A 20,091-nucleotide genomic window follows, 5' to 3' on the forward strand; every position below is an offset into this window, starting at 1 on the left:
CTGGACCGCGACACCAACGCGGCGGTCAACGTCGCCAAGGCCGCCGGACTGGCGGTATCAGCCTGTGGAGCGCAGGTAAGACCGATACTCGTACCGGCGCAGCGCGGTGAAGCAGGAACCCACCCGGAGCCCCGCCCGACAACGGCCGACCAGACGGGAATCGCCCTCCCTTAGGTTCCTTATAGGTGGGCGAGGATGTCAAAAGTCGATCAGCTGCCTGCGGTCGATCGTCCAGCCCCTCGACGCCGACGCGATCGAGCGGCTCCCGCTCATCCGTGGCTGCGCCGTGCAGTTCCAGCGGTACGTCAAGGGCACCAACGTCCGGGTGCACACCGTGTCCGGGGACGTCTTCGCCACGCGGATCGACACCGACCGCGTCGACTACCGCTACGCCCACCGCGACGGCGGCCGGGCCGACCTCTCCCCGTGGCAGCTGCCGGATGAGCTGGCCGAGCGCTGCGTACAGCTGGCCGGCCGGCTGGGGCTGTCCCTCGCCGGCATCGACCTGATGCTGGCCGACGACGGCGAGGTCTACTGCTTCGAGGTCAATCCCAGCCCGGCCTACAGCTACTACGAGTCCTGCACCGGCCAGCCGATCGCGCGTGCCATCGCGCTCGCGCTCGCACGGCCGTGAGGCCCCCCCGTACGCCGCGGTGCGGCACACGGGGGGAGTTCGCTTCCGCCATCAGGGTTGGGGTGTGAGGAGCACGGCCGTGGCCACCCCCGCGGCGTCCGCCGCGATGGCGGACATCTGGCCGCTGTTGTTGACGCCTGTCGCTTCGAGGATCGTGAACCCCGGCGTCGCCAGGTTGCCGGTCAGGTCGGTGAGGGTGGAATCCGAGGTGTCGAAGGCGAAGCCTCTACGGCCGGGATCACCGAAGTCGCCCACGAACCCGACGATCACCCCGGCGTCGCTGAATGCGCGCGTGCTGCCGGTCGTCGCCGCGAGCCCGGTCGGACCGATGCCGAACGGGCCGAGCTTGAACATCACCGGTGTCCGTTCCGTCCCCCCGGCCGGTGGGACCGAATCTCCGGCGATTCGCCCGAATGCGTTCTCGACGGCAACGGCCCTGCTGTCCCCCAGGAATCCACCCGAACCGTTCTGGAGCGTCCCGAGCGCGGTTCTGGTGAAAGGCGATGCGGTCGATGAGAAGAATGCCCGGCTGGCGACGTTGCCCTGTACATCCAGCGCGGTGCCCTCGCCGACGATCCCCCCGCCGTTGGCGATGCCGCTGGCCTGACTGAAGTCCGTCGTGCCCGGCGGCAGGATATCGAGCGGAGTCAGCGCGAGGTCGGCCATCGGCTGGCCGGGCAGCGAGAGAAAAGCGTGCGCGGTCCCCGAAGTGGCGGTGTCCGACTGGCCGACTATCTCTCGGTTGTCGTTGATGTCCAGCGCCTCACTGTTTCCCAGGAACCCCGGCGACGTGGGTGAACCGGTCGGGACGAGGGTGCCGAGGTCCACGGGCAGGCCACCTGCCGGCCAGAGGACCGCTCGCCTGTCGACGGGGTTCCCGAAGGCGTCCAGCGCTTCGGAACGGCCGACGACGTCACCCGCGCTGTTGATCGCGAGCGCGGCTGCCGAGGTGGGGGCTCCGCCCGTCGAGAGCGGACTCAAGCGCGTCACGGCCCCCGTCGTGCCGTTGGGGGTGGTCGGACGCCACACGAATCCCGTCTCGTCGCCCTCACCCACCACGTCGCCGCGTTCGTTGATGTCCCACGCGACGCTCACTCCGATGACCGGTGCCGCGCCTAAGGTCGTAACGATAAACGGAACAGTGACAGTCATGTCGCACCTCCGAATCGCGCAGGTGAATGAGCCGGGTGCGACCGGACGGCGGTTCGGTTGTGCCGCAGCGAATCCTCGTTGCCCGAATCCATTCGGCCGTCGACGAGTGCGGATACCGCATTGCCGGCACCGGGCTCCATGCCGCTATTTGACTTATGGGAAAATTGTCCCAGATTAGTCAATGTCTGGCGATCTGAACAGGCTGAGGCGATGGGCTGCGGGCCGCCGTGCCAGGAAGACCCGCTTCCTGGGAACCTCCCTGGTCGGAGCACAGGTGGAAGGCGCCGGTGACCGATGGCCGGTGCGACACGGAGAAACCCGCGGGAGATTTCTTCCAGGGAACGTCCCGATGGACATCAAGACGGCGCCGGTGGGGCGCCGGCGTCTGGCCTGAGGTGAGGCCGCCGGCGGCGGTGCGGCCGTCCGGTGCGACGCCGGTCTCGAAGATCTGGAAGCCGGGCCGGTCGAGGGCATGGAGTTCGCCTTCGGGCCGGTCGTCGTGGCCGCGCCGCCGGACGAGCACGCACACGCCGGTTCAGACGGTCACGGCTCGCTGTGATGGCCCAGAAGGGGCTGAGGATTGTCCTCGACGACGAGTTCGCCGTCATCGTCCCGGTACGCGAGCGGAAACTCGGTCAGGATGCGGAGGATCTCCGGTTTGGGGCCGAGCCCGAGGTGTCATCGGACCTCGGCGCTCATCGTGCGGGTCCGCGGCAGCACCCGGCCGACCGTCTTCGGGAAGAGCAGAGGATCGACTGGCCGGGGCGGCGGGGTCCGCTACGCGGACCCCGCCCGTGCTCTCCCGGAAACCGGTGCCGAGCCGTTGAACGCTGCGGGAACGCGACGGCAGTGGCCGCCTTCTCGTCAGCGAGCCGCGCCGGTGACGATGAGTGAGACGTTCTGTCCGCCGAAGCCGAAGGAATTGCTGAGCACGGCCTCCTGGGGGACGTCTCGTCGCGCTGTGACGACATCGAGATCGATGTCGGGCCCGACGCCGGCCGCGGTGAGGTTACGGGTCGGCGGGATGACGCCGTGCTCCACACTGAGGACGGCGATGAGCGCCTCGATCGCACCGGCCGCGCCGAAGAGATGACCGAGTGCCGCCTTGGGGGCTGTCACGGTGGCGCGGCCGAAGACCTCCCTGATCGCGTGTGCCTCGGCGACGTCGCCGGTCGGAGTTCCGGTGGCGTGGGCGTTGATGTGGCTGATCCGCTCGGGAGCCAGACCGGCTTGCGCAAGGGCCTTGCGCATGGCAGAGATCTGACCGGAGCCGTCGGGAGCGGGTGCCGTGATGTGGTGGGCGTCGGCGGCGATGCCGGCTCCCGCGAGCACCGCGTGGACGCGCGCACCCCGGGCGTCGGCATGCTCGGCGCTTTCGAGCACCACGACGGCGGCGCCTTCACTGAGGACGAATCCGCTGCGGTCCGCGGCGAACGGCCGGGACGCTGAAGCGGGTTCGGCGGCGTACCGCGACAGTGCTTGTGCCTGGGCGAAGCCGGCGACGGTGATCGGGGTGATCGCGGCCTCGGTCCCGCCCGCGATGACCACGTCCGCCTCGCCGGCGCGGATGAGCCTGGCCCCCAGGGCGATCGCCTCGGCACCGGAGGAACACGCCGAGACAGGTGTGTAGACCCCGGCCCGTGCGCCGTATTCGATGCTGATCAGCGCCGCCGCCGCATTGGGCATGAGCATCGGTACCGTGCGCGGCGAGACGCGCCGCGTCCCGGCCGCTTCCAGTACGTCGTCTTCCTTCAGCAGCGTCCGTACGCCCCCGATACCCGTGCCGATCGCTGATGCGAGCCGGTCCGGGTCCACCCGCGGGGCACCGGCATCGGTCCAGGCTTCGGCCGCCGCGGTGAGGGCTGCCTGCTGCGAGCGGTCGAGCCGCCTGGCCTGCACCGGCGGCAGCGACTCGGCGGGGTCGATCGTCATCGTCCCCGCGGCGGTGTCGGGGAGGCCGGTGTCCTCGTGGCCGCGCAGGACGCCGCCGCGGATGCCCGACTCGCCGGCGAGCAGGGCTTTCCAGGTGGACTCCACGTCTCCGCCCAGTGGTGTGATCGCGCCGAGTCCGGTCACGACGACTCCAGTCCGGTGCATGCCCTTCCGCCTTTCTTGTATGCGATACAAGCGAACGGGCCTAGTTGTATCACATACAATTCGGGTGTGGAGAAGAAGCGAACCGAAGCCCGATCGACGCCGGCCCGGTCGCGTGACCGCGGTCGCGCGACGAGACGCCAGCTGATCGAGGTGACCGCACGGCTCTGCAAGGAGCGGCCCGGCGCCGAGGTGAGCGTCGCGGAGATCGCGAACGCGGCAGGCGTCTTCCCCAATCAGGTCACCTACTACTTCGGCTCCAAGGATTCGCTGCTCGTGCACGCCGCCTTCCTCGGCCTGCTGCACGACGCCCGACGGATCGAGCGCATCGGTCGCCAAGCCCCCGATGCGGCGACGTTTCGGCGCAACATCGCCCGCGCCGTACTGGCCATGCCCTCGCTCCCATCGGTCGCGCGAGCACTCGCCGCCGGGATCTCCAAGCCCGAACTCGCCCCCGTGGTCGACCGGCACCTCCAGTTGCTGTTCCGGCAATCCGGGCGCTTCGTGAGCCAGCTCGTCGACGGTCGCGGCTGGAGGGTCCGTCGACCGCTCGACGTGGAGGTCAGGACGTTCTGGAGCACCGCGCTCGGCGCAGTGCTGCTCGTCCGCGCCGGGGCGCACGGCACTGTCGCCGATCTCGACCTCGCCGGAGCATTGACCATCCACGACGAACCCGAGCGCGGCTAGCCGGCGGCGACGCGGCGACGGTGCTGGGGCGGCTCGTGTCGGCGGACTCCGCACGGGCTGAGGTCGAAGGCGCCGGACACGCGTCGGGATGAACGTGGACGGAGCGCCGGCCACGCTCGCGCGGGCGCGCCGGCCAGGGGCCGGCACCGCGGTGGCTCGATCCAACGCCCGGCTGTCGTCGGCGATTTACCGCGTGTGATCCGCCTCGGTGGCGCGGGGATCAAACCGGTCGTGACGGCGGCGGATACGGATGGTCGTGAAGCCGCTTTTTGCCCCTGGTTGCCGAGCGTGTGTCCGGGCCCAGGCTGGAAGAACCCAAGAGATCCGGTGTACCGGGCCAGGAGGCGAGGTTCGCGATGAGCAGGCTTGAGGAACAGATCACCATCGACGCCCCCGCGCAGGAGGTCTGGGATCGGCTGCACGACGTGGAGGCCGCGCTCCTCACGGTCGGCGTGCTGGACAGTGCCTGCGCCATCGCGGAGGGGCCCCGGTAAGCCAACAGCCTCTGACACACCACCGAATACAGCCACCACACCAAGCTGATCGGGGACTTCGGGAAGAAGTTCACCCTGACGAGCCGAGGTCGGTATCGTCCGGAGCATGGGCTTCACCAGCGCCTGGGCGATCACCAGCCACCCCGACTCCTTCATCTCCGATCTGTCTCCCCGCCTGCTGACCGCGATGGAGGCGGACCGGACCGAGCCGCGCGCCCAGCAGCGCTGGGAGCGATGGCAGAAGGCTCCGCTGCCTGACCGCCGTACTTGGTACGGGAGTTCAGGGCTCACGGCAGCGGACGGTGCCGCTGTGGAGTCGTTTCGGGAACTCACCGCCCCAGGGCTCAACGTTGACGACATGTGCTGCGGCACGGCCGATCCGGACTTCTACGTCGTCGACGATGTGTGGACGGACCAGCCAGCCGAGGGCATCTTCGTCTCGGTCAATTCCAAGGAATACGCAGTCTCGTCGCTCTTCCATGCCATCGGCCCGGCCCGTGCCGCCCTCCTGCCGGGCTGGTGCGGCAACCTCCTGCTCACCTCCGCCCAGGTCCGCGAGACCCTGCCGTGCGTGGAGCGAGCCCTCGCCTTCACCGGTGCCGAACGGTCTGCTGCGGAGGCTCAGGACTGGCTGTACTACTCACCCCGAGAGGAGTCGGTTCTTGACGGCCCGCTGCGGCTGTGGCGCGCCGCCGCCGAGAACGGGCTCGGCCTGTGCGGGGTGGCGGTCCACCTCTCCTGACCCTCCTCGGCCCGAATCGGCTTCCCACCGGGCCCTCAGGCGTGCGAGTGACCCGCCTGCCGCGCCGGGTGGGCCGCGGGGATCGACCGGACTTTTCGTCAGTCACCACTCCGAAGGTCACACAGGCCTTCCTCAAAGGCCGGGAGTGGGTACGGCTCGGTGCCGCGCCCCGGCATCTCAAGCTTCTTGAGCTGTCCGCCGACGATGTGGGACACCAGCGGTACAGGCAGTGCGTCCGGCCAGAGGCCGGTCCGCTTGCCCTCCGAGAGCACCCGGCGGAACGCTCCGGTGGATCCCCGCAGGCTTCGGCCGTTTGCCTTCAACTCGTCTGCGGCGCACTCGCCTTCGCCATCGACGACCTGGAGCAGGATCTGTTGCGCGCGGGGCGGCAGGCGGTCGTAGTACGAGCGGGCCCGCTCCGGGGTCCAGCGGTCGTCGGGCACCGTGGTCACGACGGCAGCCGGCATGGTGGCGAGGGCGAGCAGTTTCTCGAGTGCCTCGGGGGTCGGATTCTCCACCGTGATCGTGATCTTCATGGCGGACACCATTGCACCTGAGAGCACTGAACACAAATAACCACAGCAAACACGCCAGAGACAAAGAAGGAGCCTCGCTCATCTTCGAGCGCCTGGACGACGGCACCGAGCAGATGGTCGTCGGCAAGCGCGCATCGAAAGACGACCACTGGTCCACCGGCCGGGAGTGTGTCATCCGCGACCCGGTAGCGATCACTGCCGTACGCACCTACATCTCGCTGCTCGCCGAACTCGGCTGAACAGAGCCGCAGTTGCCACTGCTCCGCGGCATCATCCGGTGGGGCCGGCTCATGCCCGTCCCCGCCGTCGGACGGCGCCGCCCACGCACGACGCTCGGCCGGGAACCCCGGCCGAGCGCGTGGCGTGCTGTCCTGCGGTGGATCGGGGATCAGAACTCGGTGCTGATCGTGACGCCGCTGAAGTCGGTCACGGCGTACAGGCTGAGGTACCGGTAACCGGCGGTGGGGTTGGTGATGGTGAGGGACTGGGTGGTGCCGGCGTTGGTGGAGGAGGCGGTGTAGGCGCTCGGCGAGGCCCAGATGCCGGGGTTGTAGTACAGGTGCGCGGTGCCGGTGCCGCCGGAGGTGGTGACCTTCAGGGTGGTGGTTCCGGCCGGCAGGTAGACGTACAGGTAGTCCAGGTTGCCGGCGGTCGCGGCGCGGCCGCTGCGCGAGCAGTTCCGGCCCATCGCGTCGGTGTCGGTGGCGCCGCGGTAGCTGTGCGAGACGTACTCGGCGAGGCCCTCGACCCACCAGATGTCTGGGACGGACATCTGGGTGGGGTAGTTGCCCTTCAGGTCGTGGACGCTGTCGAGGTAGTGGGTGTACTCGTGGTTGAGGTTCCACACCCGGGCGGGGTCGTTGTTGTTCCAGGTCTTCTGGTACATCACGGTCGCGGCCCGCGCGTTCGGGTCGGACGCGTCCATGACGGTCTGGCCGCCGTTGTCGGTGTCGTTGCCGAAGATCGCCCACGAGTAGGTGGTGTAGTCGGTCTTGTTGGCGAAGATCCCGAAGGTGACGTTCTTGGCGTACTGGTTCGGGATCGGCCCGTTGTCCTTGACCACGTTGTGGAAGAACGCGTCCTGGTTGCGCAGACTGGCGCAGACGGTGGCCAGCTCGTCGGCCGACAGCGCCTGGGCCTGGAGGGTGCGATTGTCGCAGACCAGCTGGTTCGGCAGGACCACCGAGGTGAGCTTGGCGGGCAGGTTGCAGATGTCGTAGTACGAGCACTGGCCGCCGTTGTAGTACGCCGCCTGGACGGCCGTGTGCACGTACAACGGTGCCGCGGGCGTCAGCAGCGGCGCGGAGTCCAGCACCTTCCTGACCAGCGGCTTGACCGCTGCCTCGACGGCGGGGCCGCTCCCGGCCATCCGGGCCAGGTCGTTGCCCGCGTTGGTGTCGAGGACGGCGTTGGGCCCGCTGAGCAGGTCCTTGTGGTTGATCGCGAAGTCGGCGAGGGAGTGGGCGAGGCTCGGGTCGGCGGCGACCGCCTTGACGAAGTCCGGGTTCGAGTTGCCCCGCCAGAGCGGGAACTGCAGAACGGAGTTGACCGCGCCGACCATCTTCGGGACCGCGTTGTAGGAGTTGTTGTAGTCGTCCAGTATCCGCTTGTAGACGCCCAGGTAGCCGGCCTGGACGTTGGCGCTGTCGGTGAGCCACACCACGTCCCGGAGCACGATGCCGTTGCTCTCGGTGACGTCGTGCCAGCGGGCGCCGGCGAAGAACGTGTCCAGGGCGGCCCTGACGGCGGTGGTGAGCTCGCCGGTGTACGGGCCGGCCGCGTCGGGATAGTAGAACTGGATGTAGTAGCCCACCTGAAGGTAGAGCGCCAGCTGGAGGATGCCGGTCGAGTTGTCGCCGGTGTAGCCGGCCGCCAGGTCCTTGAAGGCGCCCGCGACGGACAGCATCCGGGACTGCTGGAAGATGCTCGGGTCGGTGCCGCCGCTGCTGTACAGACCCCGGATGCACTCCGGGGTCGAGCTCTTGATGAACGCGACCAGGTCGGTCCCGGTGCGGCCGGCGAAGTCGGCCGGGGTGCAGGCCTGTGCGGCGGCGGCCGCGTCCGCGCCGGACGGGGCCCGCGCGGCAAGGGACTTGGGCTGGGCGTGGGCCCCCGTCGCGGCCATGGCGGCCGGCCCGCCCATGAGGCGCTCGCCGATCAGCGCCGGGGGCAGCGGGACCGCGGGCGCGGCGGGTTCCTCGGAGCCCGTCGTCGTTCCGGTGGCGGACGGGCCGGCCGTCTTCGCGGCGGTGGGCGCAGCGGGCGCCACGGCCGGGGCCGGGGCGGCGGTGACGGCAGCGGGTGCCGCGAAGGCCTGGGCCGGCAGCACGGCGGTGGCCGTGGCGCAACAGGCGACGACGCCGGCTGCGAGTGTGGAGAGTCTTGTGCGCAGGAGCACGCCGAGTCCTTCTTCGAGTGGGGGCAGCCCGACATGGAGTCAGGCTGAAGGAAGGAGATTTGGCGTGGATCCTGTCACCGACCGGAGGTCAGAACAATGTCACAGGTCATATGGCACGACAGTTTCGGCCACCTCGCGCCCACCGCGCCCCCGCGTGGCTGACCTGCGACGCTTCGGGCCGGGGTGGTGCGACGTGCGGGTGCGGGAGGTCCGTCGGATCACAAGCCGGGAGGTCCGCCCGCGGCCGCCCAGGCCTGCAGGCCGCGTGGAGTGGCCGATCTGCATCTCCGGCCCTGAAGGCCGCGGGGTCGGCCGGCGGCGGGTGGGCGGCAGCGGGCCCCGCGTCAGAGTGTGATGCGGCTCACATGTGACGGCCGATGAGTTTCCGGCCCGCCGCCGGTCCTATGAGCATGACGAACACGCAGACCCCCGCCGCCAAGGGCCCCGCCAGCTACTTCCCGTCCATCGAGAAGAAGCACGGGCAGCCGATCTCCCACTGGAAGGAACTGATCCGCTCCTCGCCGCTGACCAAGCACATGGAGCTGGTCGCCTGGCTGAAGGAGGAACACGGACTCGGCCACGGGCACGCGAACGCCCTCGTCAAGCACACGCTCGACGAGGGCGCGGAGTAGTACTGCAACGGTGCTTGCCGCGACGAGGCTTCGGCTCCCGGGCTGTGGCCTCGTCGTTCGTCGTGGCTGGTGCGGGCCTGGCGTCGGCGTCGGCAGCGCCGGTGGGGAGCCATCGTCAAGACCTGTGGACGGGCCGATCGTTGTCAGTCCGACTCGGTCGCGGCGATGGCGACGAGTTCGACTTCGAACCCATCGGTGTTCTCCAGATAGGCGGCGTAGGTCTGTTCGCCGCCGGCGTGAGGGTGCCGGTCGGGGAACATCAGGGTCCAGCCGTGCCGCGCGGCCTCGGAGACCAGTGCCTCCACGGTGCGGTGACCCTCAACGTGGAATGCGAGATGGTTCAGGCCGGGCCGGCACCGGTCGTGCTGGTCCGCGATGAGCGCCGGGGACTGCTCGAAGACCAGGTACGTCGTCCCGAGCCGCCAGCTCTGGCCGTTGTTCCAGCTCTGGAACCGCGTGTAGCCGAGGGCTTCCAGCAGCCAGCCGAAAGAGACGACGGCCCGGTCGAGGTCGGGCACCCAGATCTCGACGTGGTGCAGCATCCCAGTGACGGGGCGCGTCATGCAGCCACCGCCGGGGTCGGCTCGGCCGGGAAGTCGTGGAACACCAGCACCTCGTCCTCATCGTCGGTGATCGTCTTGACCGCCCTCGGGAACTTCGCACCGTGCTGCCGGGCGAACACCTCAACGGCCCGCGCCGCGTGCTCGCGGTCCTCGGCATTGTAGATCTCCTGCACGGCCTGCTTCGCCGCAGGCCCGGCGGACTTGGGCAGGCAGTCGATCACATCGGAGGTTTCGTGAACCCAGCACCTTTGCTCGCGGGTTGCGGGGAAGACCTCACGCAGCGCCTTCAGGAAGCCGAGCGCGTCGACACTAACAGGCCCCGGCTTTCAGCCAGCGGCGCAGGGCCAGGCGGAGGCGGCCCGTGGTCGGGCGGCCGGCGAGGACGGCTTCGAAGCGGCGGTGGTCGCGGGCTGCCCGCAGCACCGCGACGTCGTGGGTACCGGGGGCGGGCGGGGCCGGTTCGGCGTGCTGGGCGGCCCGGTAACTGTCGAGGAGGTGCTGGTGCAGGGCGTTCATGCGCCCACCATGTACCCCGGCCGCCCCGTCCGTCCCGCCGATTGACGACCCCCGTCAAATGACACGGCGGCTCCCCCCGCCGGGCCGGGTGCAACCGGGGCCCGGCACCATGGAGGGGTGAGCGTGACCATCGACATCACCGGACTGCCGCACGAGCGGATCACCTTCTGCCCCTCGCCACTGGCCGAGCTCGGCAACGCGCTGCACGCGCTGGCCGAGCCCGCTCACCACGCCCGGGTGCACGCGTGGACGACGACGACCTCCGCCGCGCTCGGGCCGGAGCTGGCCGACCGACTGCTGGAGGCCGACTTCATGTGGCGGTCGACGCGCTCCGACTTCCTGATGCCGGCCCAGCCGCGGGAGACCCTCGCCGAGGAGCTGGACGACCTCGACCGCATGGACGACGAGAAGTTCGTCGGCACGGCCCTGGAGATCTCCTGCAGCACCAACCACTACCCCAAGGGCCTGCCGTCACCGCTGGTCGACGACTGGTCGCGACGCCGCGCGCTCGACCTGGCGGCGGCCCGCGGCCCACGCCAGGCGGCGTTCGTCGAGCGGATGCTCGCCGATCCCACCGCCACGCGCGCATGGATACGACGGCTTCTGGAGGACTGCGACCAGGCGTTCTTCGCCGACACCTGGCGCCGCGTCCGCGTCCAGCTCGCCGCCGACGCCCAGCACAAGACCGAGCTCCTGCGCCGCAAGGGCCTGGCGCAAGCACTCACAGCGGCGTCACCGGCGCTGAGCCTGGAGGAGGACGAACACGGCAGCCGCATCGTCGTCGACAAACTGCTCCACGGCCGCACCGACGCCCGCGGCAGCGCCGTCACGCTCCTGCCGAGCGTGTTCGGCTGGCCACACCTCTTCACCCTGTACGGGCCGGGCTGGCAGCCCGTGATCCAGTACCCGGCCGCCGCCCACGAGGTCGGCGGCACCGAGCCCGTGGAGACGGTCAAGCTGCGCCTGGACGCGCTGACCCATCCCATGCGGATGAACCTGTGTCGCAACCTCTCGCGCGGCGCGTACACGACGAACGAACTGGCCGACGCGTACGGCATCACCGCCCCCGAAGTCTCCCGCCACCTCGCCGTTCTGAAGAAGGCCGGGCTGCTCATCACCCGGCGCCGGGGCCGCTACGTCCTCAACCAGCTCGACCTCTCGGTCGTGACCCGGCTCGGCAGCGACTTCCTGGAGTCCGTGCTGCGGTAGGGACGGCCGGGCGGGGCGGATCAGTCGAACAGGCCGAACCCGGTGATGACCAGGCCTGGTAGGCGGTGGCCCCCGAAGCACAGGGCGACTTCGTCGCGCAGCGCCCGCACACACGCGGCACCCTCATCAGGCCTGTCATTCCGCTGCCTTGACGAGGGCGGAAGCGGCGCTGGGACGGCCGGCAGGGCCACCGGCGCCCCCGCCGGGGCCGCCGAGTCTCACCCTGCATCTGTGGAGCCAATGGGACGGGCCCGGGTCTGTCGGCGGACAGCGCGTGACAATTCGATTGCCGTGGTGAACCTCGGTGCATACGGTCTACGCATGTCACAGCCGGATCAGTTGCCTCCCGGGACCGTATGGGCCGAAGGGCTGCTGCGGGAGGTGTTCCCCGACGCCGAGGTCATCGAAGTGGTGCCGCGTACGGGCGGCCAGTTGAGCGCGGTGTACGAGTTGCGTTGTGCTGATCCTGTCCACTGCGCGATCTTCAAGGTGTATGCGCCCGAGTGGGCCTGGAAGCAGGCAAAGGAGGTTCGCGTCTACGGGATGCTCGCGAGCCTTGGATCCCTGCCGGTGCCGAGCGTGCTGCACCACACGCCGGGGGGAGGGCCCGGTGGCCGGGCCGTCACGATCCTGAGCCTGCTCGAGGGGCGCCCGTTGTCCGAGGCGTCGAAGGATCTGGACCCGGCGCGAATTCCGTCGTTCTACCGGGAGATGGGCGCCGCCTTGGCCACGATCCATCAGATCGGCCAGGAGGCCTACGGGTATGTGACCGACCGCATCCTCGATCCGCGCTGCGACAACGGGAGCTACATGCGGCGCCAGTTCGCCAAGAAGCTCGGGGAGTTCAAGGCTCTGGGCGGCGACGGCCGGCTGCACGACGCGGTCGCGCGGCGGGTCGAGCGTGATGGGGCGCTGTTCGACAACTGCGAGACCGCCGTGCTCTGCCACAACGACCTGCACGAGGGCAACGTGCTCGTCGCACGGCGTCCGGGCGGCTGGGAGGTGACCGGCGTGATCGATGTCGAGAACGCGATCGCCGCGGACCCGCTGATCGACCTGGCCAAGACCGACTACTACTCCCTCGGCCGTGGCGAGCCGGAACGCAGCGCGCTGTTCGAAGGCTACGGGCCGCTTCCCGCCGACGCCGTCGAGCGGCTCGAACTCTACCGGCTGTACCACGCGGTCGAGTTGTGGGACTGGTTCCGTTCGATCGGCACGGTCGGGCCCTTGGGCGCCATCGCCGATGACATCGCCCGGCTGGCGGGTTAGGCAGCCCGGTGCACCAGGGCGGCGTCGTTCGAGCGGTCCGGTGTGATCACGTGATGCCGAAGGTGACGGGTGGGCGGCGGGGGCCGCGGGCGTGATGGGGGAGCCCGGCGGGGATGTTGTCGTGGCCGACCGGCTGCGCTGGTCTCGCTCTCCGGCGGAAGCGGGTCCTGCTGGCTCCCTGATCGAGGTCGGTCGCGGACTGTAGCTTCCCCGCATGGGCGTGTACCTGATGAGCGTTGGCGCGGGCCGTCCCCGGCTGCCCGCGTTCCGCGTTCAGCGCAGGACGGCGAGTTCGGCCACCACGGCGCGGTGGTCGCTGAGCGGCAGGGCGTGCTCGGAGACGTCGACGGCGGTCAGCGCGGGCCCGTGCAGGACGTGGTCGATCTGGATCACGGCCGGGACGCGGTAGTCGGGGTGGTCCTGGGGCCAGGTCGGGAAGAGGCCCGCGCCGAGTTCCTCGTGGGTGTCGGTCAGGCCGGTGTCGATCAGGTCGCGCATCGGCTTGTGGTCGAGGGTGGCGTTGAAGTCGCCCAGCAGGACCGCGTTGTGGGTGCGCCCGGGCGCGGCGGCGCGCAGGTCGTGCAGGCCCTCGGCCCAGCGGCGGGCGTCGCCGAGCGGGTAGTACGTGTGCACGGCGACCAGCTGCACCGGGCGGCCGGCGACAGCGACGGTCAGGTTGGTGGTCGGCCAGGCCGGGTCGGCGGCGGAGCTGACGGGCAGCCGGGTGTAGAGCGCGGTGTCGGTGCCGGCCGGCCGCTCGCGGTGCGGCAGCAGGGCGCGGATGCCGGCCGCGTCCAGCGCGTCGGCGGCGGAGTCGCTCTGCTCCTCGACCGCGAGCACGTCGATCCGCTGGTCGCGTACCAGGTCGACCAGGGACTTCGGCGAGACCTGCCCCATGAAGTTGTTGCTGGTCGCCACCCGCAGCCGGGGCGCGTCGGCCGGCGCGTCGGCCCCGTCCGGGACGAGCCGCGGTATCAGCCACCACAGTTGCAGCACCGCCAGCGCGGCCGCGATCCCGGTCAGCCACCGTTGGCGCAGTACCGCCACCGCTGCCAGCAGCAGCACGCTGAGCAGCGCCGCGTAGGGCAGCCCGGCCATCGGCATGGCCCACACGGTGCCGTCGTCCCACCCGAGCAGCCGCACCAGCGCGAGCGCTGCCGGGCCCAGCAGCAGCGCCCCGCACCCGATCAGCGCGGCCAGGCGCCAACGGCCTCTGCCGACGGGCGACGCGCTCTTCGACGTACCGTCCGTCACGGTGCTCCTTCCAGGGGGCGGCCGACAGCCGTGATCACCGGCCGCCGTCATGAAGGACGGACGCCTGCGCCCGGGGCCCGGTTCCGCGGGCCTCACCGTGTCAATGGCCCGGGCTCCGGGTTTCGCCCTGTGCCTGGATCGCGGTGATCGCAACGGTGTTGACGATGTCCTGGACGAGGGCGCCGCGTGACAGGTCGTTGACCGGCTTGCGCAGTCCTTGCAGCACCGGTCCGATGGCGATCGCGTTTGCCGAGCGCTGGACGGCCTTGTAGGTGTTGTTGCCCGTGTCGAGGTCCGGGAACACGAGAACGGTGGCGTGGCCCGCCACCTTCGAGCCGGGCAACTTGGTGGCCGCGACCCCGGGGTCCACCGCGGCGTCGTACTGGATCGGGCCCTCGACCGGCAGTTGGGGACAGCGTTCGCGGACGATCGCGGTCGCGTCTCGCACCTTGTCGACGTCCGCGCCTGCCCCGGAGGTCCCGGTGGAGTAGGACAGCATCGCCACCCGCGGCTCGACATGGAACTGGGTGGCGGTCCGCGCCGACTGGATGGCGATGTCGGCCAGCTGTTCCGCGTCCGGATCCGGGTTGATCGCACAGTCGCCGTAGACCAGCACCTGATCGGGCAGGCACATGAAGAAGACCGAGGAGATGCTGGAGACGCCCGTCGCCGTCCTGATGACCTCGAATGCGGGCCGGATGGTCGCTGCCGTGGAGTGCACTGCCCCCGACACCATGCCGTCGGCCAGGCCCTGGTGCACCATCAGCGTGCCGAAGTACGAGCCTTCCACGATCAGATCGTGGGCCATTTCGAGGGTGATGCCCTTGTGGGCGCGGAGTTCGGCGTAGGTCTGTGCGAAGGTCTCGCGCAGTGGCGAGTCGTGCGGATCGACGATCCGGCAGATGGCGCGCTCTTCGTGGTCCCCGGCCTCCGGGCCGAGGTGGATGCCGAGGCCGGCGGCCCGCCTGCGAACCGCGCTCTCCTCACCGAGGAGGGTGAGATCACAGACGTTGCGGCGCAGCAGCACTCCGGCGGCGCGCAGGATGCGCTCCTCGGTGCCTTCGGGTAGCACGATGTGGCGGCGGTCGGCGCGGGCCCGCTCTGTCAGCTGGTGCTCGAACATCATCGGCGTGACTCTGATGCCGCGGGTCATGGACAGGCGGCGAGTGAGTTCACGGGTGTCGACGTGCGTCTCGAACAGGCCGAGCGCGACCTCCGCCGTGTGCGGGGTGGCCGTGGTCAGCTCGCCTTCCAGGGTGGACAGCGCGGTGGCGGTCGGGAAGGAACGGCCGGCCACCGAGATCACCGGGGTGCCGGGTGCCAGCCGGTCGGCGAGTGTCATGATGTCGGGTCCCGGCCGCTGTCCCAGGGTGAGCAGTACTCCGGCGATCGCGGGGGCACCTGCCGAGTGCGCGGCCAGTGCTCCGACGACGAGGTCGCACCGGTCGCCGGGGGTGATCATGAGGCAGCCGGGGGTCAGCGCGGGCAGCAGGGTGGGCAGCGTCGCGCCGCCGAAGACGTAGTCGAGTACGCTGCGGGCGAGTCCGGCGTCGTCGCCCAGGAGCACCTCGCCATCGAGTGCCTGGACCACCTGGGCCACGGTGGGAGCGGCGAGTGAGGCGTCCTCGGGCAGGACGTAGACCGGCACCGGCAGCCGGCCCTTCAGATGCTCGGCGACTTGTGCGGCGCGGTCGGGGGCGATCCGGTTGGCGATCACGGCGACGACGTCGCAGTCCTGCGCAGTGAGGGCGCGGTGCGCGTTGTGCACCTCGTCGACGACCGAATCGGCGCTCTGGTGCCTGCCTCCCACGACGGTGAGCACGCAGGCGCCGAACTCGTTCGCGAGGCGGGCGTTGAGCGCCAGTTCCGTGGGCAGTCGGGTGTCGTGGTAGTCGGAGCCGAGGACCAGTACGACCTCGTGCTCACGGGCGACGGCGTGGAAGCGGTCGACCAGGCGGGAGACCAGCTCGTCGGTGCCGCGCTCGGCCTGGAGCGATGCGCCGGCCGGGTGGCTCATGCCATGGGCGGTGGCCGGGTCCTGGGAGAGCCGGTAGCGCGAGCGCAGCAAGTCGAACAGGTGGTCCGGCCCCTCACGCGTCAAGGGGCGGTACACGCCCACCCGCGCCACGTGGCGGGTCAGCAGTTCCATCATCCCCAGGTCGACGACCTCGCGGCCGTCACCGCGTCCGAGGCCGGTGATGTACACGCTGCGGGTCACGCCCTGCTCCGTTCTCCGCCGGGCCGGTGTGCTGCCACGGGTCGTTGTCGTCGTCCTTCTCGTCGAGCCTGACCGGGTCGCGGGGGCCGGATGCGAACGGTCAGTGCGGCCATGTCCATTGGGCGACCTCGGGCAGGTCGACGCCGTGTTCGCGGATCCAGGAGTGGTGGCGGGTGCGCGCGTCGGTCATCTGCTGGCGGACGGCCGCGGCGCGTACGGCGAGGCCGGGAACGCGGTCGATGACGTCCATGACGAGGCGGTAGCGGTCGAGGTCGTTGCGGACGACCATGTCGAAGGGTGTGGTGGTGGTGCCTTCCTCCTTGTAGCCGCGCACGTGCAGGTGGGGGTGGTCGGCGCGCCGGTAGGCGAGGCGGTGGATCAGCCAGGGGTAGCCGTGGTAGGCGAAGATGACGGGCTTGTCGCGGGTGAACAGGGCGTCGTACTCGCGGTCGGGCATGCCGTGCGGGTGCTCTTCGGCGGGCAGGAGGCGGGCGATGTCGACGACGTTGACCACCCGTACCGTCAGGTCGGGCAGATGGCGTCGGAGCAGGTCGGCGGCGGCCAGGGTTTCCTGGGTGGGCACGTCGCCGGCGCAGGCCAGCACGACGTCCGGCTCCCGGGTGCCGTCCTCGGTGCCGGCCCACTCCCAGATTCCCGCGCCGCGTGCGCAGTGCGCCCTGGCCTCGTCCAGTGTGAGCCAGTCGAAGCAGGGCTGCTTGCCGGCGACCACGACGTTGACGTAGTCGCGGCTGCGCAGCACGTGCTCGGCGGTGGCCAGCAGGGTGTTGGTGTCCGGCGGCATGTAGACCCGCACCGCCTCGGGGCTCTTGTTGAGGACGTGGTCGACGAAGCCGGGGTCCTGGTGCGAGAAGCCGTTGTGGTCCTGGCGCCAGACGTGCGAGGTGAGCAGGTAGTTCAGGGAGGGGACAGGGGCGCGCCAGGGCAGGTGGCGGGTGGTGCGCAGCCACTTGATGTGCTGGTTGACCATGGAGTCGACGATGTGGACGAAGGCCTCGTAGCAGGAGAACAGGCCGTGGCGGCCGGTCAGCAGGTAGCCCTCCAGCCAGCCCTGGCAGGTGTGTTCGGAGAGGATCTCCATCACCCGCCCGTCGCGTGCCAGGTGCTCGTCGGTGGGGAGAAGCTCGGCCTGCCAGGCCTTTCCCGTGGCCCCGTACACGGCCTGCAGACGGTTGGAGGCGGTCTCGTCCGGGCCGACGAGCCGAAAGTCGCGGCGCTCGGCGGTGTCGGCCATGACCCGTTCCAGCAGACCGCCGAGGACACGGGTCGGTTCGTGCAGGCCGGTGCCGGGCTTGTCGAGGTCGACGGCGTACTCCTCCAGCGGCGGTATCGGCAGGTCGCGCGTGAGCAGTCCGCCGTTGGCATGCGGGTTGGCGCCGAGGCGGCGCTCGCCCCGGGGCAGGCAGGCGAGCACCTGCTCCCGAGGGCGGCCGTGTTCGTCGAACAGCTCCTCGATGCCGTAGGAGCGCAGCCACGAGTCCAGCAGTCGCAAGTGCTCGGGGTTGTCGCGCACTTCCGCCAGCGGGACTTGGTGGGCGCGCCACGTTCCCTCCACCGGCACGCCGTCCACCTCGTGCGGGCCCGTCCAGCCCTTCGGGGTTCGCAGTACGATCACCGGCCAGCGCGGCCGTGCGGTGAGGCCTTCCGTGCGGGCGGCGCGCTGGATGGCGGCGATCGTGGTGAGAGCCCTGTCCATGGCGGCGGCCATGTCCTGATGGACCGCGCGGGGGTCGTCACCGGTGACGTGGATCGGTTCGTGGCCGTAGCCCTGCAGCAGCTCGTCGAGTTCCGCCTGGGGGATGCGGGCGAGCACGGCGGGGTTGGCGATCTTGTAGCCGTTCAGTTGCAGGATCGGCAGCACGGCGCCGTCGGTGACGGGGTCGAGGAACTTGTTGGAGTGCCAGGAGGCGGCCAGCGGTCCGGTCTCCGCCTCGCCGTCGCCGATCACGCAGGCGACCAGCAGCCCGGGGTTGTCCAGTGCGGCGCCGTAGGCGTGGGAGAGGGAGTAGCCCAACTCCCCGCCTTCGTGGATCGAGCCGGGGGTCTCGGGGGCAACGTGGCTGGGTACGCCGCCGGGAAAGGAGAACTGGCGGAACAGCTTCGCCATGCCGGCCTCGTCGCGGGTGATGTCCGGGTAGGTCCGGGTGTAGCTGCCGTCCAGCCAGGAGCCGGCGAGCACGGCCGGGCCGCCGTGGCCGGGGCCCCAGATGCAGATGGCGTTCAGGTCGCGGGCCTTGATCACCCGGTTGAGGTGGGTGTAGACGAGGTTCAGCCCCGGCGAGGTGCCCCAGTGACCGAGCAGCCGGGGTTTGACGTGTTCGGGACGCAGCGGCTCGCGCAGCAGCGGATTGGACATCAGGTAGATCTGTCCCACCGCGAGGTAGTTCGCGGCACGCCACTGGGCATCGACTTCGGCGAGCTCCTGCTCACTCGGAAGCCCGGACGGGGACATACCGCTGTCGGGTTCGGGGCGCACGTGGAACCTCCCGCCCAGAGGTGATGACTGCCGTTCGACCTTGTACGGGGAGTTCCAGTCTTTCACCCGCACAGGTGAGGCGCACGTGGGGCGAACGGTCGGTTGTGCTGGTCCGCGCGTCGTTGCTCGGCAGCCTCGGGCGGTCGTCCCGGGCTCCGGTTGAGCCGCCCCTGTCGCCCACTTAGCCTGGCGATATGCGCACGCCGCGGATGACGGTCGTCGGCGCTGGTTCCTGGGGGACGACGATCGCGTCACTTGTCGCCCGCAACGCCCCGGTCCTGCTGTGGGCGCGCGAGTCGGCACTGGCTGAGCGGATCAGTGTCACGCACGAGAATCCGCACTATCTGGCGGGCCGGCCGTTGCATCCGGAGCTGCGGGCGACGGCGTCGCTACCCGCGGCCGCCGAGCACGCGGACGTGGTCGTCATGGCCGTGCCGACGCACGCCTTCCGGCAGGTCCTGGCGGAGCTGGCGCCGCACGTCCGTCCCTGGGTTCCGGTGGTGAGCCTCTCGAAGGGCTTCGAGGAAGGCACCAACAAGCGGATGAGCGAGGTGGTCGCGGAGGAGCTCTGCGGCCATCCCGCGGGCGTCCTGTCCGGGCCGACCCTGGCGCAGGAGGTCCTTGCCGGACTGGCTGCCGCGGCTGTCATCGCGATGCCCGATCCCGCTGTCGCCCGGTACCTGCAGGGCCTGATGCGGACCAGCCACTTTCGCGTGTACACGGGCCACGACGTGACAGGTGTCGAGGTCGGTGGAGCCGTCAAGAACGTCGTGGCGATCGCTGCCGGGATGGCGGACGGCCTGGGAACCGGGGACAACACACGGGCTCTGGTGATCAGCCGAGGGGTTGCCGAGATGACCCGCCTGGGGGTCGCGATGGGCGGAAATCCGGCCACGTTCGCCGGCCTGACCGGCCTCGGTGACGCCATCGCGACCAGCATCAGCCCGCTCAGCCGCAACCGTGCCCTGGGGTTCCAGCTCGCGCAGGGCAAGAAGGTCAGGGAGGTGACTGAGGGATCGCGCATGGTGACGGAGGGCGTTCGGGCCTCGCGGGCGGCGTACGAGCTCGCGGCGACGTTCGGTGTGGACACCCCCGTCATCCGGGAGATCAATGCCGTGGTGAACGGGGGAAGGGCCCCCGGAGAAGCCTTTCGCGGGCTGCTGCGCGTCACACCTGCGACGGAGGAGGAGGCCGGCTGA

General features: G+C 70.2%; 20 protein-coding genes. 9 read left to right on the forward strand and 11 right to left on the reverse strand.

Features of this window, described 5'->3' with window-relative positions; genetic code table 11:
• Nucleotides 1–286 precede the first annotated feature (286 nt).
• A complete protein-coding gene (locus tag AB0O11_RS28875; RefSeq protein ID WP_363392644.1) occupies nucleotides 287–634 on the forward strand; it encodes an ATP-grasp domain-containing protein in 348 nt (115 codons plus the stop codon).
• Between the two features lie 51 nt (nucleotides 635–685).
• On the opposite strand, the gene AB0O11_RS28880 is transcribed toward AB0O11_RS28875, so the two are convergent.
• From AB0O11_RS28880 to AB0O11_RS28890, 3 genes are all read right to left on the reverse strand, one after another.
• On the reverse strand, nucleotides 686–1,786 hold the full coding sequence (locus AB0O11_RS28880) for a hypothetical protein (protein WP_363392647.1): 1,101 nt from the start codon (nucleotides 1,784–1,786) through the stop codon (nucleotides 686–688).
• 178 nt (nucleotides 1,787–1,964) lie between these two features.
• On the reverse strand, nucleotides 1,965–2,315 hold the full coding sequence (locus AB0O11_RS28885; protein ID WP_363392650.1) for a hypothetical protein: 351 nt from the start codon (nucleotides 2,313–2,315) through the stop codon (nucleotides 1,965–1,967).
• 335 nt (nucleotides 2,316–2,650) lie between these two features.
• The gene (locus AB0O11_RS28890) at nucleotides 2,651–3,883 is read right to left on the reverse strand and encodes a beta-ketoacyl-[acyl-carrier-protein] synthase family protein (RefSeq protein WP_363392653.1); all 1,233 of its coding nucleotides are present in this window, start codon (nucleotides 3,881–3,883) and stop codon (nucleotides 2,651–2,653) included.
• A 66-nt stretch (nucleotides 3,884–3,949) separates the two neighbouring features.
• On the opposite strand from AB0O11_RS28890, the gene AB0O11_RS28895 reads away from it, so the two are divergent.
• The 3 genes from AB0O11_RS28895 (at nucleotide 3,950) to AB0O11_RS28905 (ending at nucleotide 5,803) form a co-directional block, all read left to right on the forward strand.
• A complete protein-coding gene (locus tag AB0O11_RS28895) occupies nucleotides 3,950–4,567 on the forward strand; it encodes a TetR/AcrR family transcriptional regulator C-terminal domain-containing protein (protein WP_363392655.1) in 618 nt (205 codons plus the stop codon).
• A gap of 356 nt (nucleotides 4,568–4,923) precedes the next feature.
• On the forward strand, nucleotides 4,924–5,061 hold the full coding sequence (locus AB0O11_RS28900) for a hypothetical protein (RefSeq protein WP_363392658.1): 138 nt from the start codon (nucleotides 4,924–4,926) through the stop codon (nucleotides 5,059–5,061).
• 106 nt (nucleotides 5,062–5,167) lie between these two features.
• Nucleotides 5,168–5,803 (forward strand): hypothetical protein, encoded by a 636-nt coding sequence (locus AB0O11_RS28905; RefSeq protein WP_363392661.1) that lies wholly within the window; start codon nucleotides 5,168–5,170, stop codon nucleotides 5,801–5,803.
• A 98-nt stretch (nucleotides 5,804–5,901) separates the two neighbouring features.
• Here the strand turns inward: AB0O11_RS28905 and AB0O11_RS28910 are convergent, their stop codons facing one another.
• Entirely contained in the window at nucleotides 5,902–6,339 is a 438-nt protein-coding gene (locus AB0O11_RS28910; protein ID WP_363392664.1) for a hypothetical protein, read from the reverse strand.
• Nucleotides 6,340–6,350: 11 nt separating this feature from the next.
• Here AB0O11_RS28910 and AB0O11_RS28915 point away from each other — a divergent pair, with 11 nt between their 5' ends.
• Nucleotides 6,351–6,578: a hypothetical protein gene (locus AB0O11_RS28915; protein ID WP_363392667.1), complete on the forward strand. Its 228-nt coding sequence runs from the start codon at nucleotides 6,351–6,353 to the stop codon at nucleotides 6,576–6,578.
• Between the two features lie 149 nt (nucleotides 6,579–6,727).
• Here the strand turns inward: AB0O11_RS28915 and AB0O11_RS28920 are convergent, their stop codons facing one another.
• Nucleotides 6,728–8,737: a collagenase gene (locus AB0O11_RS28920; protein ID WP_363392670.1), complete on the reverse strand. Its 2,010-nt coding sequence runs from the start codon at nucleotides 8,735–8,737 to the stop codon at nucleotides 6,728–6,730.
• 410 nt (nucleotides 8,738–9,147) lie between these two features.
• Here AB0O11_RS28920 and AB0O11_RS28925 point away from each other — a divergent pair, with 410 nt between their 5' ends.
• Nucleotides 9,148–9,369, forward strand: coding sequence for a DUF4287 domain-containing protein (locus AB0O11_RS28925; protein WP_363392672.1), 222 nt, complete (start codon nucleotides 9,148–9,150; stop codon nucleotides 9,367–9,369).
• A gap of 143 nt (nucleotides 9,370–9,512) precedes the next feature.
• Here the strand turns inward: AB0O11_RS28925 and AB0O11_RS28930 are convergent, their stop codons facing one another.
• Genes AB0O11_RS28930 through AB0O11_RS28940 form a run of 3 tightly spaced genes read right to left on the reverse strand, consistent with a single transcriptional unit; the run spans nucleotide 9,513 to nucleotide 10,448 of the window.
• Complete coding sequence (locus AB0O11_RS28930) at nucleotides 9,513–9,932, reverse strand: VOC family protein (protein WP_363392675.1); 420 nt, start codon at nucleotides 9,930–9,932, stop codon at nucleotides 9,513–9,515.
• Nucleotides 9,929–10,222, reverse strand: a complete 294-nt coding sequence (locus AB0O11_RS28935) for a transposase (RefSeq protein ID WP_363392827.1) — start codon at nucleotides 10,220–10,222, stop codon at nucleotides 9,929–9,931. The genes AB0O11_RS28930 and AB0O11_RS28935 overlap by 4 nt, the downstream gene beginning before the upstream one ends.
• 19 nt (nucleotides 10,223–10,241) lie before the next feature.
• Complete coding sequence (locus AB0O11_RS28940; RefSeq protein WP_363392678.1) at nucleotides 10,242–10,448, reverse strand: hypothetical protein; 207 nt, start codon at nucleotides 10,446–10,448, stop codon at nucleotides 10,242–10,244.
• A gap of 117 nt (nucleotides 10,449–10,565) precedes the next feature.
• Here AB0O11_RS28940 and AB0O11_RS28945 point away from each other — a divergent pair, with 117 nt between their 5' ends.
• Complete coding sequence (locus AB0O11_RS28945; protein WP_363392681.1) at nucleotides 10,566–11,657, forward strand: DUF5937 family protein; 1,092 nt, start codon at nucleotides 10,566–10,568, stop codon at nucleotides 11,655–11,657.
• A gap of 321 nt (nucleotides 11,658–11,978) precedes the next feature.
• Nucleotides 11,979–12,926: an aminoglycoside phosphotransferase family protein gene (locus AB0O11_RS28950; protein WP_363392684.1), complete on the forward strand. Its 948-nt coding sequence runs from the start codon at nucleotides 11,979–11,981 to the stop codon at nucleotides 12,924–12,926.
• A 273-nt stretch (nucleotides 12,927–13,199) separates the two neighbouring features.
• Here the strand turns inward: AB0O11_RS28950 and AB0O11_RS28955 are convergent, their stop codons facing one another.
• The 3 genes from AB0O11_RS28955 to AB0O11_RS28965 form a co-directional block, all read right to left on the reverse strand.
• Entirely contained in the window at nucleotides 13,200–14,180 is a 981-nt protein-coding gene (locus AB0O11_RS28955; RefSeq protein ID WP_363392687.1) for an endonuclease/exonuclease/phosphatase family protein, read from the reverse strand.
• Between the two features lie 100 nt (nucleotides 14,181–14,280).
• Nucleotides 14,281–16,398 (reverse strand): phosphate acetyltransferase, encoded by a 2,118-nt coding sequence (gene pta, locus AB0O11_RS28960; protein ID WP_363392690.1) that lies wholly within the window; start codon nucleotides 16,396–16,398, stop codon nucleotides 14,281–14,283.
• 100 nt (nucleotides 16,399–16,498) lie between these two features.
• A complete protein-coding gene (locus AB0O11_RS28965; protein ID WP_363392829.1) occupies nucleotides 16,499–18,868 on the reverse strand; it encodes a phosphoketolase family protein in 2,370 nt (789 codons plus the stop codon).
• Between the two features lie 218 nt (nucleotides 18,869–19,086).
• Here AB0O11_RS28965 and AB0O11_RS28970 point away from each other — a divergent pair, with 218 nt between their 5' ends.
• Nucleotides 19,087–20,091: an NAD(P)H-dependent glycerol-3-phosphate dehydrogenase gene (locus tag AB0O11_RS28970; protein ID WP_363392693.1), complete on the forward strand. Its 1,005-nt coding sequence runs from the start codon at nucleotides 19,087–19,089 to the stop codon at nucleotides 20,089–20,091.

The sequence above is a fragment of the Kitasatospora sp. NPDC093102 genome, from assembly GCF_040683915.1.
Taxonomy (GTDB): domain Bacteria; phylum Actinomycetota; class Actinomycetes; order Streptomycetales; family Streptomycetaceae; genus Kitasatospora.

Excerpts from the sequence above, each read along its gene's own strand:
- AB0O11_RS28880 (WP_363392647.1), bottom strand. The coding sequence starts at position 1,786 with ATGACTGTCACTGTTCCGTTTATCGTTACGACCTTAGGCGCGGCACCG.
- AB0O11_RS28890 (WP_363392653.1), bottom strand. The coding sequence starts at position 3,883 with ATGCACCGGACTGGAGTCGTCGTGACCGGACTCGGCGCGATCACACCA.
- AB0O11_RS28900 (WP_363392658.1), top strand. The coding sequence starts at position 4,924 with ATGAGCAGGCTTGAGGAACAGATCACCATCGACGCCCCCGCGCAGGAG.
- AB0O11_RS28905 (WP_363392661.1), top strand. The coding sequence starts at position 5,168 with ATGGGCTTCACCAGCGCCTGGGCGATCACCAGCCACCCCGACTCCTTC.
- AB0O11_RS28910 (WP_363392664.1), bottom strand. The coding sequence starts at position 6,339 with ATGAAGATCACGATCACGGTGGAGAATCCGACCCCCGAGGCACTCGAG.
- AB0O11_RS28925 (WP_363392672.1), top strand. The coding sequence starts at position 9,148 with ATGACGAACACGCAGACCCCCGCCGCCAAGGGCCCCGCCAGCTACTTC.
- AB0O11_RS28930 (WP_363392675.1), bottom strand. The coding sequence starts at position 9,932 with ATGACGCGCCCCGTCACTGGGATGCTGCACCACGTCGAGATCTGGGTG.
- AB0O11_RS28940 (WP_363392678.1), bottom strand. The coding sequence starts at position 10,448 with ATGAACGCCCTGCACCAGCACCTCCTCGACAGTTACCGGGCCGCCCAG.
- AB0O11_RS28950 (WP_363392684.1), top strand. The coding sequence starts at position 11,979 with ATGTCACAGCCGGATCAGTTGCCTCCCGGGACCGTATGGGCCGAAGGG.
- AB0O11_RS28965 (WP_363392829.1), bottom strand. The coding sequence starts at position 18,868 with ATGTCCCCGTCCGGGCTTCCGAGTGAGCAGGAGCTCGCCGAAGTCGAT.
- AB0O11_RS28970 (WP_363392693.1), top strand. The coding sequence starts at position 19,087 with ATGCGCACGCCGCGGATGACGGTCGTCGGCGCTGGTTCCTGGGGGACG.